Source organism: Pseudomonas sp. LBUM1672, assembly GCF_059695655.1.
Window position 1 is genome coordinate 25,295 of sequence record NZ_CP166781.1, and the last position, 15,523, is coordinate 40,817.

Annotated in this window: 14 protein-coding genes; 9 read left to right on the plus strand and 5 right to left on the minus strand. The window is 59.5% G+C overall.

The window, feature by feature from the left end; all coding sequences use genetic code 11:
- Window positions 1-162: 162 nt before the first annotated feature.
- Together choX and betC are read right to left on the minus strand one after the other, a co-directional pair.
- Window positions 163-1,083 carry a choline ABC transporter substrate-binding protein gene (gene choX / locus ACA053_RS00120; protein WP_497394301.1) on the minus strand — a complete coding sequence of 307 codons (921 nt, stop codon included), beginning with the start codon at window positions 1,081-1,083 and terminating at the stop codon, window positions 163-165.
- 16 nt (window positions 1,084-1,099) lie between these two features.
- On the minus strand, window positions 1,100-2,614 hold the full coding sequence (betC, locus tag ACA053_RS00125; protein ID WP_497394302.1) for a choline-sulfatase: 1,515 nt from the start codon (window positions 2,612-2,614) through the stop codon (window positions 1,100-1,102).
- Window positions 2,615-2,728: 114 nt separating this feature from the next.
- Between betC and ACA053_RS00130 the strand changes: the two genes are divergently transcribed.
- Window positions 2,729-3,679: a choline sulfate utilization transcriptional regulator gene (locus tag ACA053_RS00130; protein ID WP_109627028.1), complete on the plus strand. Its 951-nt coding sequence runs from the start codon at window positions 2,729-2,731 to the stop codon at window positions 3,677-3,679.
- Here ACA053_RS00130 and ACA053_RS00135 read toward each other — a convergent pair.
- A complete protein-coding gene (locus ACA053_RS00135; RefSeq protein ID WP_109627030.1) occupies window positions 3,666-4,343 on the minus strand; it encodes an NAD(P)-dependent oxidoreductase in 678 nt (225 codons plus the stop codon). The genes ACA053_RS00130 and ACA053_RS00135 overlap by 14 nt on opposite strands.
- 78 nt (window positions 4,344-4,421) lie before the next feature.
- Here ACA053_RS00135 and ACA053_RS00140 point away from each other — a divergent pair, with 78 nt between their 5' ends.
- Entirely contained in the window at window positions 4,422-4,748 is a 327-nt protein-coding gene (locus ACA053_RS00140) for a DOPA 4,5-dioxygenase family protein (protein WP_497394303.1), read from the plus strand.
- On the opposite strand, the gene ACA053_RS00145 is transcribed toward ACA053_RS00140, so the two are convergent.
- Window positions 4,749-5,150 (minus strand): GFA family protein, encoded by a 402-nt coding sequence (locus ACA053_RS00145; protein ID WP_497394304.1) that lies wholly within the window; start codon window positions 5,148-5,150, stop codon window positions 4,749-4,751. It abuts the gene before it with no gap.
- 433 nt (window positions 5,151-5,583) lie between these two features.
- Between ACA053_RS00145 and ACA053_RS00150 the strand changes: the two genes are divergently transcribed.
- Window positions 5,584-6,891 (plus strand): CitMHS family transporter, encoded by a 1,308-nt coding sequence (locus ACA053_RS00150; RefSeq protein WP_109627037.1) that lies wholly within the window; start codon window positions 5,584-5,586, stop codon window positions 6,889-6,891.
- An 85-nt stretch (window positions 6,892-6,976) separates the two neighbouring features.
- Window positions 6,977-7,744 carry a TerC family protein gene (locus ACA053_RS00155; RefSeq protein WP_109627038.1) on the plus strand — a complete coding sequence of 256 codons (768 nt, stop codon included), beginning with the start codon at window positions 6,977-6,979 and terminating at the stop codon, window positions 7,742-7,744.
- Between the two features lie 125 nt (window positions 7,745-7,869).
- Here the strand turns inward: ACA053_RS00155 and ACA053_RS00160 are convergent, their stop codons facing one another.
- Window positions 7,870-8,151: a DUF6124 family protein gene (locus tag ACA053_RS00160; RefSeq protein ID WP_403105202.1), complete on the minus strand. Its 282-nt coding sequence runs from the start codon at window positions 8,149-8,151 to the stop codon at window positions 7,870-7,872.
- An 852-nt stretch (window positions 8,152-9,003) separates the two neighbouring features.
- On the opposite strand from ACA053_RS00160, the gene ACA053_RS00165 reads away from it, so the two are divergent.
- The 5 genes from ACA053_RS00165 (at window position 9,004) to ACA053_RS00185 (ending at window position 15,522) form a co-directional block, all read left to right on the plus strand.
- On the plus strand, window positions 9,004-10,662 hold the full coding sequence (locus tag ACA053_RS00165) for a Na/Pi cotransporter family protein (RefSeq protein WP_109627042.1): 1,659 nt from the start codon (window positions 9,004-9,006) through the stop codon (window positions 10,660-10,662).
- 177 nt (window positions 10,663-10,839) lie between these two features.
- Window positions 10,840-12,216: a M16 family metallopeptidase gene (locus ACA053_RS00170; RefSeq protein WP_497314731.1), complete on the plus strand. Its 1,377-nt coding sequence runs from the start codon at window positions 10,840-10,842 to the stop codon at window positions 12,214-12,216.
- Between the two features lie 273 nt (window positions 12,217-12,489).
- On the plus strand, window positions 12,490-13,518 hold the full coding sequence (locus ACA053_RS00175) for a DUF5924 family protein (protein WP_109627045.1): 1,029 nt from the start codon (window positions 12,490-12,492) through the stop codon (window positions 13,516-13,518).
- 55 nt (window positions 13,519-13,573) lie between these two features.
- Entirely contained in the window at window positions 13,574-14,722 is a 1,149-nt protein-coding gene (locus tag ACA053_RS00180; protein WP_497394305.1) for an ABC transporter permease, read from the plus strand.
- Window positions 14,719-15,522 (plus strand): ABC transporter ATP-binding protein, encoded by an 804-nt coding sequence (locus ACA053_RS00185; RefSeq protein ID WP_109627049.1) that lies wholly within the window; start codon window positions 14,719-14,721, stop codon window positions 15,520-15,522. The genes ACA053_RS00180 and ACA053_RS00185 overlap by 4 nt, the downstream gene beginning before the upstream one ends.
- Window position 15,523 lies beyond the last annotated feature (1 nt).

A 15,523-nucleotide genomic window follows, 5' to 3' on the forward strand; every position in this document is an offset into this window, starting at 1 on the left:
ACTGATCGAGTTGTTTTCTCAAGCTACATCGACCTGAAATGTCGAGGTGAACGCAGAATTTGAAAAGCGTGGAGATCGGCCCCCTTTCCCCTCTCCCCCGTGGGGAGAGGGCTGGGGTGAGGGGTCGATCCTAAGCCAGACACAGAATCCAGCACTACTCGATCAAAGCTTCGCTTTCACTGCCCCCAACGCATCCTTCCCGTCCACGGTCTTCACCCCATCCAGCCATTTATCCAGCACCGCAGGATTGGCCTTGATCCACGCCTTGGCCGCATCGGCATTGCTGACTTTCTTGTTCACCACCTCGGCCATGATGCTGTTCTCCATCTCCTGGGTGAAACTCAGGTTGGTGAGCAGCTTGCCGACGTTCGGGCAGGCCTGTGCATAACCTTTGCGGGTCAGTGTATAAACGCTGCCGGTGTCGCTGAAGTACTTCTCGCCGCCCTTGAGGTAATGCATTTTCAACTGCACGTTCATCGGGTGTGGCGTCCAGCCGAGGAAGGTCACGAACTTCTGTTTCTTCACCGCGCGGGACACTTCCGCCAGCATCGCCTGCTCGCTCGACTCGACCAGTTTCCACTGGCCCATATCGAAGTCGTTCTTCTTGATGATCTCTTGCAGCGAGATATTCGCCGGGGCGCCCGAGCCGATGCCGTAGATCTTCTTGTCGAACTTGTCGGCGAATTTGTTCAGGTCAGCAAAGTTATGCACACCCGCGTCCCACACATAATCTGGAACTGCCAGGGTAAATTCGGTGCCGTCGAGGTTCTTCGCCAGTTGAGTAACGTCACCCGTGGCGACGAACTTGTCATAGAAGCCCTGCTGCGCCGGCATCCAGTTACCCAGGAACACGTCGACCTGGCCATCCTTCAACCCGCCAAAAGTGATCGGCACCGCGAGGGTGTCGACCTTGGCCTTGTAGCCCATGCCGTCCAGCAGAAACCCGGTAATGGCGTTGGTTGCAGCGATGTCGCTCCAGCCCGGATCGGCCATTTTTACCGTATCGCAGCTCTGATCGGCAAACGCCGATGCACTGCCCAGGGCCAGTAACCCGACCGTCAGTACTGTGGATAACTTTTGCATGGACTTCCCCTTAACATTATTGGTTTTGGCAGGGTTGTGGATAACGTGCTTTACGTTCCAGATCGTCGAGGTCGATGTGGTTGCGCATGTACTGCTGACTGGCGTCCACCAGCGGCTGGTGATCCCAGCTCTTCAGCTTGCCGATGGTCAGCGCCTCGGCGACAAAACGCCGACGACGCTGGCTCGCGAGCACCTGTTGGTGTATCGCCGATATGTCCCATTTGGCCCGGGCTTCGGTCAGAAATTCCTCGAACAGCGGCCGATGTTGCGGCGATTGGCTGAGTTCTTCCTGTTCACGCGGGTCGTTATGTACGTCGAAGAGTAGGCACGGGTCGTCTTCGCTGTAGATAAATTTGTAGGCGCCGCGGCGGATCATCATTAAGGGACTGATGGTGCCTTCAGCCATGTATTCGCCGAAGACTTCGTCGTGACCGCCCTGCCCTTGCAGGTGCGAGACCAGCGAACGACCGTCCAGCGGCAGACCTGGCTCCAGTGAGCCGCCGGCCAACTCGACAAACGTCGGCAACAGGTCGGCGGTGGAAACCGCCGCGCTGACCCGTCCGGCGCCGAACTGGCCCGGAGCACTTATCAACAGGGGGACTCGTGCAGCCATTTCGAACCAGTGCATTTTGTACCAGAGGCCGCGCTCGCCAAGCATGTCGCCGTGGTCGCCGGAGAAGACGATGATGGTGTCGTCGATCAGCCCGGTATCTTCGAGTGTTTGCAGGAGTTTGCCGACGTTGCTATCGATGTAGCTGCAAGCTCCAAAATACGCGCGGCGTGCATCGCGGATCTTATCCACAGGCAGCGGCTTGTCCCACAGGTCATACACCTTGAGCAAACGCTGGGAGTGCGGATCGAGTTCGGTTTGCGCCGGGGTTTCCGGCAGCGGGATGTCGGCATCGTCGTACATATCCCAGAACGCCTTGGGAATGGTGTACGGGTCGTGTGGGTGCGTCATCGACACGGTCAGGCAGAACGGCTGGTCGCCGTCCTCGCGGATGTGATCGAACAGGTATTGCTGGGCTTTGAACACCACCTCTTCGTCGAAATCCAGCTGATTGGTGCGCACGCACGGTCCGGCTTGCAGCACCGAAGACATGTTGTGGAACCAGGTCGGACGTACGTCCGGCTCATCCCAGTTCACCGACCAGCCGTAATCGGCCGGGTAGATGTCGCTGGTCAGGCGTTCTTCATAGCCGTGTAGCTGATCCGGACCACAGAAATGCATCTTGCCCGATAGCGCGGTGCGGTAGCCGAGTCGACGCAGGTAGTGGGCATAGGTCGGTACATCGGCAGGGAAATCGGCCGCGTTGTCGTAGGCGCCGATCTTGCTCGGCAACTGACCGCTGACCAGGGTGAAACGCGACGGCGCGCACAGTGGGCTGTTGCAATAAGCGGCGTCGAACACCACGCCTTCGGCGGCGAGGCGGCTCAGATTAGGCAGTTTGATGGGCGAAGGACCGTAGAACGGCAACATTGGCGCGGCCATCTGATCGGCCATGATGAAAAGAATATTCTTGCGCTTCATGTGATCGCGGCATTCCATAGTGAATATTTATGCGAGAGTGCTGCGATCGAGCATGGAGTCCATGCACTTTGTGGTAAAGCCCATGCACGGCAATAACTAGGATAAGCACCGCTTATGTATGACGCACTTGGAAGCTTGTCGCTGGATCTACTGCGAGCGTTTGAAGCCGCGGCGCGTCATCGCAGCTTTACCGCGGCGGCGGTAGAACTCGGCACCACGCAGCCCGCCGTCAGCCAGCAGATCAAACGACTGGAAGAACAACTGGCGGCGCGGCTGTTTGATCGCATTTATCGTGGCATTGAACTGACTGAGGCCGGAGTCATACTTTTTGAGCAGGTTCAGCTCGGTTTGCAGAATATCGATGCAGGATTGAGCGCGATCAGCGCACAACACCAACATGAAGTCTTGCAGGTAGCCACGGATTTCGCCTTCGCCGCGTATTGGCTGATGCCGCGGTTGCACCGGTTTCATAAAGCCAATCCGCAAGTCGACGTCAGCCTGGTCACCAGCGAGCGCAATCACAACATGCTGCGCACCGATATCGATGTGGCGGTGTTGTTTGGGGATGGCCGCTTTAAACAGGGCGAAAGCCATTGGCTGTTCAGCGAAGAAGTGTTTCCGGTGTGCAGCCCGCTGTTGTTGAAGGATCGTCCCCTGCCCTTGCCGGCCCAGTCATTGCTGGAGTTTCCACTGCTGCACCTGCGCGGTGAAAACAGCAGCAACTGGTTCGACTGGAGCGGCGTGTTTCGCGAGTTGGGAATCACGTCGGCACCGGCCCCCGGGCAATTGCGCTTCGACAATTACACGTTGCTGATTCAAGCGGCGATTGGCGGCCAGGGCGTGGCCATTGGCTGGCGGCACCTTGTGGATAACTTGCTGGCGCAGGGTTTGTTATGCCGACCGATTGCCGACACGGTGATTTCCAGGCTTGGCTATTACGTGGTGCTGCCCCAACGCAAACGGCGAGGGGCATTGATCCAGCAGTTTGTCGATTGGTTGATGGCTGAACAGGCCAGCAGCGCCCAATCCCTGAATGGTTTACCGCTGCCGTCTATCGCGGTGTAGGGTCGGTCGAAACGAAGTTCACGTGCTCACGAACGTGAAGATTCAGCTGCAACTCATCGGCAATCCCCACCGCCACGCGGTTCAACCGTTCAAGCGGTTCCGCCAGGCCCGGCTCAAGGCTGCTGCTGATGTGGCTGAAATGTTCGATCGTCAGTCCCGGCACGCCGCGAGGCGCATTCACCAGGGTCCAGTGCAAGGCACTGCTTTGCAGCGCATCAAGGATTTCCTCGGCGGCATGCCGCTGAAGGTGATCCAGCACTTCAGCTTCGGTTTCGTCGAGCTCGGCAAAATCTCCCACCAGGAACAGTCGGTTAATGCCCGCTGCCTGCATGCCCTCGATCAGCGCATCCACCGCCAGCACTTGTTCCACCGGGCCTGGCACGATGGTTTTTTCCACATGCTCGCTGTTGAATGGCAGTCCCGGCGCATCGAGCAGGCAAATGACCGCCGAACTGCCCGCTACGCTTTGCTTGACGCGTTCAGCCTGGAACAGGTCGCCGGCCTTGGTGCGCAAACCCGGGCGCGGCGGGAGCGCCGTCAGGTCATCCAGAATCGCGATCACTTCATGTTGGCGCCGCAGCATTTCAGCCATCAGCGCACTGCCCAGGCTACTCATGGCACCATAAAGCACCACTTTCACCACCGGGGTTTCGGCATTTTTCATGGCTGGGATTCCTTGTTCTATATGGCGTGTGACCTGTAGGAATCGGTGAGGGTTCGACTGGGTTTTTGAGGGATTCAGATGCAACAGATCAAGGGTTACCACGCTCATGTCTATTTTGACGCCAGCAGCATTGATCAGGCGCGAGCGCTGTGTGAGCAGGTGGCGCAATTGTTTCCGCTGAAAATGGGCCGCGTGCACGAACGCCCGGTGGGTCCGCACCCGGACTGGAGTTGCCAATTGGCGTTCGGGCCGGAGCTGATCGGCGACGTGTTGCCGTGGCTGGCGCTCAACCGCAAGGGTTTGGTGGTGTTTCTGCACCCGGACACCGGCGACGATTTGCTGGACCACACCGAGCACGCGATCTGGATGGGCGCGATCCGGCCGCTGGATTTGTCTATTTTTTGATCAGAGGTTTTCTTCGGCTTCCCCCGGCAAATGCTCATCCAGATGCAGCCAGGGCAATTGGCTGTCCGTCCAGATGTGCCGCTCGGCCGGCGCCTGCTCCGGGTGATCTAGGGTGGCGATGGTCACGTCGATGCTCTCGGGGCTGAGGTGCGTGGTCAGCGCCAGTTGCGCCCCACAGGTCGGGCAGAAATAACGCACACAGGTTGTTGAAGATTCGTACTGCGCTGGTGTTCCTTTCAGCCATTTAAAGGCCGATGCGGGCAGGGTAATCCACGTGGTCACGATTCCGCCGCTGACCCTTCGGCAGATTGAGCAGTGGCAGTGGGCGATGTCGTGTAACGGTCCGCTGAATTGATAGCGCAGGTGCCCGCAGTGGCAGCCGCCGGTGTGAAGTCCGTCCATCACATATCCTCCTGTTGTGTAAGTACCGACGCCATCGCGGGCAAGCCCGCTCCCACAATTTTTTGCGGCGAAGCTGCTATCTGCGGCACACACCCGTCACTGTGGGAGCGGGCTTGCCCGCGATGGCTTTAACTCGGTTTAACTCCCTGCCCCAGTCCGACGACCGGTAGCCCATCCGGTCAATGCTTTCACCAGCGAAAGCTGGCTGAAAGCTTCCCCGATTAGGATCGCCCCCACTGCCGGCAAAAGACCGGTCGGCCAATGCCAGTGTTTTATCGCTCGCACAGCCCATTTAACAACAACAATGGTGATCTGATGTCCTCTGCTACCCGCCGCTTCGCTGCAACTCCGCCCGTACGCCTCGCGCTTCCCGTTCTGCGCTGACCCAACCGGTTCGCCCATTCCCTAGCCGCGCTACGCCTGGAGTATTCCCATGCTGACTTTCCTTGGCTTCGCCATGGTCATCACGTTCATGTTCCTGATCATGACCAAGCGCCTGTCCGCGCTGATCGCCCTGATCATCATTCCGATCGTCTTCGCCCTGTTCGGTGGTTTTGCGCCGAAGATCGGCCCGATGATGCTTGAAGGCATCACCAAGCTGGCGCCGACCGGCGTGATGCTGATGTTCGCCATTCTGTATTTCGCCCTGATGATCGACTCCGGCCTGTTCGACCCGGCCGTGCGCAAGATCCTCAAACTGGTCAAGGGCGACCCGCTGAAAGTTTCGGTCGGCACCGCCGTACTGGCGCTCGTCGTTTCCCTCGATGGTGACGGCGCGACCACTTATATGATCTGCGTGGCCGCCATGCTGCCGCTCTACAGCCGCATAGGCATGAGCCCGCGGATCATGGCCGGCCTGATCATCCTCGCCGGTGGCGTGATGAACATGACCCCGTGGGGCGGCCCGACGGCCCGTGCGGCCAGTGCGCTGCATGTGGATCCGTCCGATATTTTCGTACCGATGATTCCGGCGATGGCGTTCGGCGTGGTGGCCATCCTCTTGATTGCGTACTTCTACGGGAAACGTGAGCGTGCACGTCTGGGTGAATTGCACCTGGTGGGCGATGAAGTCGATCACAGCGAAATCAGCGTTTCGCAGTTCCCGGATGCCCGTCGTCCGAAACTGATCTGGTTCAACGGCGCCCTGACCCTGGGCCTGATGTGTACCCTGATTGCCGGTCTGTTGCCGATGCCGGTGTTGTTCATGGTGGCGTTCAGTATTGCCATGATCGTCAACTATCCTTGCCTGCAACAGCAGAAGGATCGCGTCGCGGCTCACGCCGGTAGCGTGCTGGCGGTGGTCGGTTTGATCTTCGCGGCGGGCATCTTCACCGGTATCCTGTCGGGCACCGGCATGGTCGATGCCATGTCGAAAAGCTTGCTGGCGGTAATCCCTGATTTCCTCGGCCCGTACCTGGCCGTTATCACCGCGCTGGTGAGCATGCCGTTCACGTTCTTCATGTCGAACGACGCATTTTATTACGGCGTGTTACCAGTGCTTGCCGAAGCAGCCAGTCATTACGGTATAACCGCGGTTGAAATGGCACGTGCCTCGATCGTCGGTCAACCCGTCCACTTGTTGAGCCCGCTGGTACCATCGACCTACTTGTTGGTGGCCCTGGCCGGTATTGATTTTGGTGATCACCAGCGCTTTACCCTGAAATGGGCAGTGCTGGTGTGCATGTGCATACTGGTTGCAGCATTGCTGATGGGGATCTTTCCGCTGTTCAGCACTCTATAAGCCCAAGACTCACCACAACGGGTCCAGGCTTCGCTGTTCGAAGCCCGGACCTTTTGTGGTTTAACACTCGCTCAAAGGAATACACATGGAATGGCTGACCAACCCTGAAATCTGGGTTGCCTTCTTTACCCTGACCGCCCTGGAAATCGTCCTGGGTATCGATAACATCATCATGATTTCGATCCTGGTCAGCCGCATGCCCAAGCACATGCAGCAGCGCACCCGGATTTTCGGCCTGGCGCTGGCCATGGTCACGCGGATCCTGTTGCTGCTGTCGATCACTTGGGTCATGCGCCTTACCAACGACTTGTTCGAAGTGTTCGGCCAGGGTATTTCCGGGCGAGACCTGATCCTGTTCTTCGGTGGTCTGTTCCTGCTGTGGAAGAGCTCACAAGAGATGTACCACGCGCTGGAAGGTGAAGATGAGTCCAATGAGGAGCCGGGCGGCAAGGGCGGCAACTTCCTCTACACCATCATCCAGATCGCGATCATCGACATCGTCTTCTCGCTGGACTCGGTGATTACCGCTGTCGGCATGGTCTCTCACGTACCGGTCATGGTCGCGGCGATCATTGTTGCGGTGCTGGTGATGATGCTGGCGTCCGGGACCATCAGCGAGTTCATCGACAAGCACCCGTCGCTGAAAATGCTCGCGCTGTCGTTCCTGTTGATCGTCGGTACGGTGCTGATTGCTGAATCCTTCGACGTTCACGTGCCAAAAGGCTACGTCTACTTCGCCATGGCGTTCTCGCTGGCGGTGGAAGCGATCAACATCAAGATGCGTACCGCGATTGCGAAAAAACGCAAACAGCAAGATCCGGTGAAACTGCGCAAGGATATTCCGGGGCAGTAACCCGAGTCTGCGCATAACACCTGTGGGAGCGGGCTTGCTCGCGAAGACGGAGTGTCAGTCGACATCATGTTGCCTGATACACCGCTTTCGCGAGCAAGCCCGCTCCCACTTTTTTTGCTCTGTGATTAGCCTGGCGGATCGAGGTTATCGAGCACTCGATTCACCGCCAACTCCCCCAACATGATGTTTTGCTGAATCCCCAGCAGGGTGTTGCGGTGTGTACCTTCCATTCGTGCAGCAAAATCACTGGCCATGACGCTGGCCGACGCCAACGACTCACAGGCGTGAGCGAGCAGGGTTTCGTTATCGACCTTGGGGTCTATGAAGAAGATTGTGCTGGGCTTGCGTGGCGGGAAGTCGTGGGGGACCGGATCGGTGTCCGGTGGGTTGGGTGTTGCCTTGAACATAGATAGAACTCCAGTACTGGATATATGGAGCCTTCACTCTCGCTACCAAACGAAGGTGGCGGCCATACACAGGTTGGTAGACCGGAGTACTGGAACCGGCGCCCCCGAAGGGACCCTGCGCATGGCCACCATAAGCTACGACCTGAAAAAGCGTCCGCAAAAAGTGGCTATGCGCCAGACTCCGGGCTACCAAACCCGATCGCTGTTTTTAGCGATGGATAAACGATAGAGAGCAGGGTCTAGGCGCACAAGCCGGCGGATTCTGGCGTAGCCGTAGGCAACGACGCAAGACGTTGTAGCCTCCGAGAAGTAACGCCGGATGTCTTTAAACACGCACTGCAAAAACGCGTGAATCACACCAAAACAACCGACTGCTTTACCGACGGATTTTTTCCAAAGGTTGACGCACAGAGCTCTGGTGGTTAGCGTCCTCGCTCACTTCACCCGACAATGACAAGGAATGCATATGTCTGGAAAACCGGCTGCACGTCTCACGGACCCGACGCCGAAACAGCCAGGTATCTGATCGACATAGGGTTGAGCAGGGATCATTTCAGCGATTGAGTTCTCTCCCCGATTTCAGGACTGCTGCGCAGCCCAGCGGGAGCAAGCTCCCTCCTCGCCACAGGGTTGTGTTCGCGCACCTTTTCAACTGTCCGGCTGAGACCTTCGGGTCCCTTTTTCATTTCTGCATGAGCCTGTTTTCATGACAGTTTTGTTTCAATCACTTCTTTAGCTATGCGATGCTGGCGCCCAGACCGTTAGCCAACTACAGCTTAAGTACAGAACGTAGAAAGTCGCGCGGCACCGTCAATTTGCCCCTCTGGGGCGCTACCACCACAGGGGGCCTGCATGCTCACCCTGCTCAATTTGTTATCGGCCGTGGCCTTGTTGATCTGGGGCACGCACATCGTCCGAACCGGCATCCTGCGGGTCTACGGTTCCAATCTGCGCCATGTGATCGGCCAGAACATGTCCAAACGCTGGTTGGCGTTCATCTCGGGGATCGTCGTCACGGCGATGGTGCAGAGCAGCAACGCCACCGCCATGCTCGTCACTTCTTTCGTCGGTCAGGGCTTGATGGCGTTGACGCCCGCCCTGGCAACCATGCTTGGCGCAGACGTTGGTACCGCGCTGATGGCGCGGGTGCTGACGCTCGATTTGTCCTGGCTGTCGCCGCTGCTGATTTTCCTCGGGGTGATTTTCTTCCTGTCCCGCAAGCAGACCCGGCTGGGCCAGATGGGCCGCGTCAGCATCGGTCTCGGGCTGATCATCCTGGCGCTGCAATTGATCGTCGAATCCGCCGCGCCGATTACCCAGGCGCAGGGTGTGAAGGTGATTTTCGCCTCGTTGACTGGCGACATCCTGCTCGATGCCCTGGTCGGCGCGTTGTTCGCGATGATTTCCTATTCCAGCCTGGCCGCCGTGCTGCTGACCGCGACCCTGGCTGGCGCTGGCGTGATCAGCTTGCCGGTGGCCATCGGCCTGGTGATCGGCGCCAACATCGGCAGCGGCATCCTCGCGTTCCTCAGCACCAGCATGCAAAACGCCGCCGGGCGTCAGGTGGCGCTCGGCAGTCTGTTGTACAAACTGATCGGCCTGCTGCTGATCATTCCGGTGCTGGACCCGTTGGTGCACTGGATCGACAGCCTCGACTTCAGCCCTCAGGAAATGGTCATCGGCTTCCACCTGCTCTACAACACCGCGCGCTGCCTGATCCTGCTGCCCAGTGTCGGCCCGATGGCCAGGCTTTGCGCGTGGCTGTTGCCGGAGCGGCCGGAGCTCAACGGCACGGCGAAACCCCGGCACCTCGACCCGACCGCGCTGGTCACCCCCAGCCTGGCGCTGGCCAACGCCGCGCGCGAAACCCTGCGCATGGGCGATCTGATCGACAACATGCTCGAAGCGATGCTTGACGTGCTGCGTGGGAAACAGTCCGCCATCACCCAGGAAATGCGCAAGCTGACCGATGATGTCGAAGCGCTCTACAGCGCCATCAAGCTTTACCTCGCGCAAATGCCCCGGGAAGACTTGAGCGATCAGGACAGTCGGCGCTGGGCGGAAATCATCGAACTGGCGATCAACCTCAAACTCGCCAGCGACTTGATCGAACGCATGCTGCGCAAGGTGCAGCAGCAGAAAACCTCGCAGCGCCGGTCTTTTTCCGAGGTCGGTTTGGAAGAATTGGCCGGGTTGCACAGCCAGTTGATCTCTAACCTGCGTCTGGGCTTGTCGGTATTCCTCAGTGCCGACAAGGAAAGTGCCCGCCAGTTGCTGCGTGAGAAACGTCGCTTTCGCGCACAGGAACGCCGCCTTGCCCATGCTCACGTCAGCCGGTTGCAACGTAAGATTGTGCAAAGTATCGAGACCAGTTCTCTGCACCTGGAGCTGATCGCCGACATGAAGCGCTTGAATTCGCTGTTCTGCAGCAGCGCTTATGTGGTGCTGGAAACGTCGGATACCGGTGCACTGGCGGTCGACGATATGGCTGACATCACGCATTCGCCTTGAACGTCTGGCGGTGGGGTCAGTCAGTTACATTGGTTCAGCCTCAAGACCGCCTTCGCGAGCAGGCCCGCTCCCACATTGATTTTGTGAGCGCCGCAAATCACCTGTGGGAGCAAGCCTGCTCGCGATAGCGGCCTGAAGGACGACATGGATCTCCGATTGGTTGCCTGGAAGCTTGCTATGCGTTGTCTGCTGTTCGCCTGTCTGTTGCTTGGCTCATTCCCTTCGTTTGCCCTGGATCGCTTCCAGGTCGAGGGCTATACGCTGCCCAACGGCCTGCAATTGCTGCTCAAACCGGGCACCGAGCGCGGGCATGTGGCGATTCGCCTGGTGGTCGGCGTGGGACTGGATGATTTCAGCTGCGCCGAAAAGGAACTGCCGCATCTGCTTGAGCACTTGCTGTTCAGCGGCATCGACGCCACCGGCGAAGGTGGTCTGGAAGAGCGCATGCAGGCCTTGGGCGGTGAGTGGAACGCCTTCACCAGCAACGCTGACACCACGTTCGTCATCGAAGCCCCGGCAAAAAACCAGCGCAAGGTCCTCGACCTGCTGCTGGCGCTGCTGACCCAGACCCGAATCGACGACAACGCCATCAACGCCGCCAAACAAGTGGTCGAGCGCGAAGACGGTGGCCATTACTCGCATTTGCAGCGTTGGCTGGATCGTCAGGACCTGGGCCACACCGCGAGTAATCAGCTGGCGGTGGAACTGGGCCTCAAATGCCCCGAGCGGGCCGAGGTCGATCACCTGACCCGCGAGCAACTGGAGACGGTGCGCAAGGCCTGGTACGCGCCCAACAACATGACGCTGATCGTGGTCGGTGAGCTCGACAAGTTGTTGCCGGCGTATCTGGAGCGCTCGTATGGCGCGCTTGAAGCCGTCGACCCGACCGATCACCTGCCCTTGCCGGAAATCCAGGCCAGTGCTGCTCACGAGCGAACGCTGGGCGACGGCTTTGTCGGCGGTGGTGCCAAGTTGCACTGGCTGGTGCCGGAACCGGTGCTGCAGGATCAGCATGACCAAACCTTCGACCTGCTCAAGGACTATCTGGACTGGGCGCTCTATCGCCAACTGCGCCTGGCCCACGGTTTGTCCTATGGCCCCTCGGCCGAGCGCGAGGTGTTTGGCGGAGTGGGCTTCATGAGCCTGAACGCCGACCTTGATCGCGACGACGTGACGGAGGCCGAACAAGTGTTGGAGGATTTGAAGGCGGGCCTGCTCAAGGACGGTCTCGACGCAGACACCTTCAACCGCCTCAAACAGGCCGCCATCGCCCGCCAGGCCTGGGCCGTGCAAGGCAACAGCGCGCTGGCCGATTACTACTGGAGTGCGCTGGGGGACTACCAGGACGGTCGTTTCGCCAACCCGGCCAAGGAACTGCAAGGCGTGACCCTGGCGGAAGCGAACAAGGCGATGCGCGAGTTGCTCGTGCAGCCGGGGTATCTGCGGATCGAGAAGCCGCTGATGAGTTATGACCAGTTGATGTGGGCGATGGCCGGGGTGTTTGGACTGATTGTCCTCGGGGTATTGGCTTTACGAGTCCATCGCAGAAGGTAACCGCGCGCGGTGGCTGGAGCTTTTGTGGCGAGGGGATTTATCCCCGTTCGGCTGCGCAGCAGTCGCAAAACCAGTCGATGCGGTGTGCCGGAAAAACAGGGTCGCCCATTTTGGGGCCGCTTCGCAGCCCAACGGGGATAAATCCCCTCGCCACAGAAATCCCCTCCACCCCAGAGTTTTGTGTTCAACCAAAGTGACCGGCACCCTCGCCACGCCCCCCGCCCGGGCGGTACTCTGTCGAGGATTTTCCCCACGACTATTGTGAACCGCCGAATGCCTACTCTGACCCTTTACGTCCAGCGCATCCTGGAGCTGATGAAGCGCTATCCAGGGGTCATTGCGCTCGGTGGTTTCATCTCCGGGGTCGGCAGTTTCATCCTGGTGGATCGGCAACAGGGCCTGGCGACCTGGATCACCATCATCATGGTGCTGAGCTGGATCTGGCTGATGCTGGAAAACAGCCTCACCAAGCTGTTCACCAAACTCTTCAAACGCGAAATCCCCCAGCCTTTGCTGCGTTACGCCACGCAGATGATCCACCAGGAAAGCCTGTTTTTCGTCCTGCCGTTCTTTTTCATCACCACGACCTGGAACAGCGGCCAGTTGTTCTTCACCGGGTTGCTGAGCATGGCGGCGCTGATTTCCATCATCGACCCGCTCTACTACAAATGGCTGGCCCCCCGGCGCTGGGCGTTCCTGGCGTTGCACACGCTGACGCTGTTCGCCGCGCTGTTGACCGCCCTGCCCGTCATTTTGCACCTGACCACGTCCCAGAGTTTCAAACTGGCGCTGGGCACCGCTGTGGTGTTGTCGTTCCCGAGCCTGGCGTCGATCTTCCCGATCCGGACCCTGCGCAATGCGCTGGCGATCTTGAGCATCACCGTGGGTATCGGGGGCGTCGGCTGGGTCCTGCGTTCATGGGTTCCGCCGGCGACGCTGTGGATGACCGACGTGGCGATCAGTACGCAAATGCAGGACCGCACGCCGGGCAAGAGTCTTGAAGAAGTCAGCGCCGAGCAGATCCGTGGAGACGGCCTGTACGCCTACACCGCGATCAACGCTCCACGCGGTCTGGACGAACGGATTTATCACGTTTGGACGTTCAACGGCAAAGAGGTCGACCGCATCCCGCTGGACATCCATGGCGGGCGCAAGGAAGGCTATCGCGCCTGGACCCACAAGCAGAACTTCCCCGGCAACCCTGCGGGTAAGTGGCAGGTTCGGGTGCTGACCGAAGACGGGCAACTGATCGGTGTGCTGCGCTTCAAAATCACGGACAGCACACCGATCAAAGAAAAGTAATCCGGTTCGTGCTATTACGTAGCTCTGCGCCAATAGCCGAACAAGCACGGAGCTTATGACCAGCAGCACAACGGCCGGCAATGCCCAGATAGACGCCTCTCACTCCCCGGCACAACTGCGGGTCACGGGTGACTGGACGCTCGCCCATTACGCCGATCTCAAGCACCTGAGCGAAAAGCTCCGCGGCCAATACGACGACAGTACCCACATCGACCTCAATGGCCTCGGCGCGCTGGACACGGCTGGCGCTTCACTGTTGGTCGAATTGCTCGGGTCCGAGCGTTTGGGCCGATCCGCCGAGCATCCTGATTGCACCCTGTCCCCGCCCGACCGCGCCTTGTTGCAGACGGTTTATTGCTCGCTCAGCGACTTCTGCGTGCCGATCAAGGAACCGGAGATCAGCGTCGGCATTCAGCTGCTGACCCGCATCGGTCGCGCCGTCGACGCGGTCTGGCAGGACACCCTGCAACTGCTGGGCTTCGTCGGCCTGATCCTCGAAACCATCGCGCGCGGGCTGTTTCGCCCTAAGCGCTGGCGGATCACGCCTATGGTCGCGCACATCGAACAGACCGGCCTCGACGCCGCGCCCATCGTGGCGTTGCTGACCTTTCTGGTCGGTGCCGTGGTGGCGTTTCTCGGCGCGACGGTGTTGGCGAGTTTTGGCGCGAGTATTTTCACCGTGGACCTGGTGGCGTTCTCCTTCCTGCGCGAATTCGGTGTGTTGCTGACTGCGATCCTGATGGCCGGGCGTACGGCCAGTGCGTTTACCGCGCAGATCGGCTCGATGAAGGCCAACGAAGAAATTGATGCTATCCGCACACTCGGTCTCGATCCGATGGAGCTGCTGGTGGTGCCGCGGGTATTGGCGTTGCTGGTCGCGCTGCCGATGCTGACCTTTCTGGCGATGCTCTCGGGGATTATCGGCGGTGGTGTGGTGTGCGCCGTGTCGCTGGATATTTCGCCGGCGATGTTCCTGTCGTTGCTGCAAACCGATATCGGCGTTCAGCACTTTCTGGTGGGGATCGTCAAAGCGCCGATCTTCGCGTTCCTGATCGCTGCGATCGGTTGCCTTGAAGGCTTCAAGGTCAGTGGCAGCGCTGAATCTGTTGGCGCGCACACCACGTCGAGCGTGGTGCAGTCGATTTTCGTGGTGATCGTGCTCGACGCTGTCGCCGCGCTGTTTTTCATGGAGATGGGCTGGTGAGTCGTCTACCCCGAGCGCCCTCCGAGGCGGTGATCGAAGTCCGTGGGTTGTGCAATCGCTTCGGCAGCCAGAGCGTGCACGAGAACCTCGACCTGGATTTGTACAAAGGTGAAATCCTCGCCGTGGTGGGCGGCTCCGGCAGCGGGAAATCGGTGCTGCTGCGCAGCATCGTCGGCTTGCGCCAGCCCAGCGAAGGGCTGGTGAAGGTCTTCGGCAAGAACCTGCCGACCCTGCCCGAACACGAGCGTTCGATGGTCGAACGGCGCTTTGGCGTGCTGTTCCAGAAAGGCGCGCTGTTCTCTTCGCTGACGGTGACCGAGAACGTCGCCCTGCCCCTGATCGAACACGCCGGCCTGAACCGTGAAGACGCCGAGCACTTGGCGGCGGTGAAACTGGCGCTGGCCGGGCTGCCGCTGTCGGCGGCGGACAAATACCCGGCTTCGCTCTCCGGCGGCATGATCAAGCGTGCGGCACTGGCCCGTGCGTTGGCGCTGGACCCGGACATCCTGTTCCTCGACGAACCCACCGCCGGCCTCGACCCGATTGGCGCCGCTGCCTTCGATCAATTGATCCTGACGCTGCGCGATGCCTTGGGCCTGAGTGTATTTCTGGTGACCCATGACCTCGACACGCTCTACACCATCACCGACCGGGTGGCAGTGCTGGCGCAGAAAAAAGTGCTGGTGGCGGACGCCATCGACAAGGTCTCGGAAACCGACGATGCGTGGATTCACGAATACTTCCATGGCCCTCGCGGCCGCGCGGCGCTGACCGCCGCTCAACAGTTGAATGAGGTCTGAC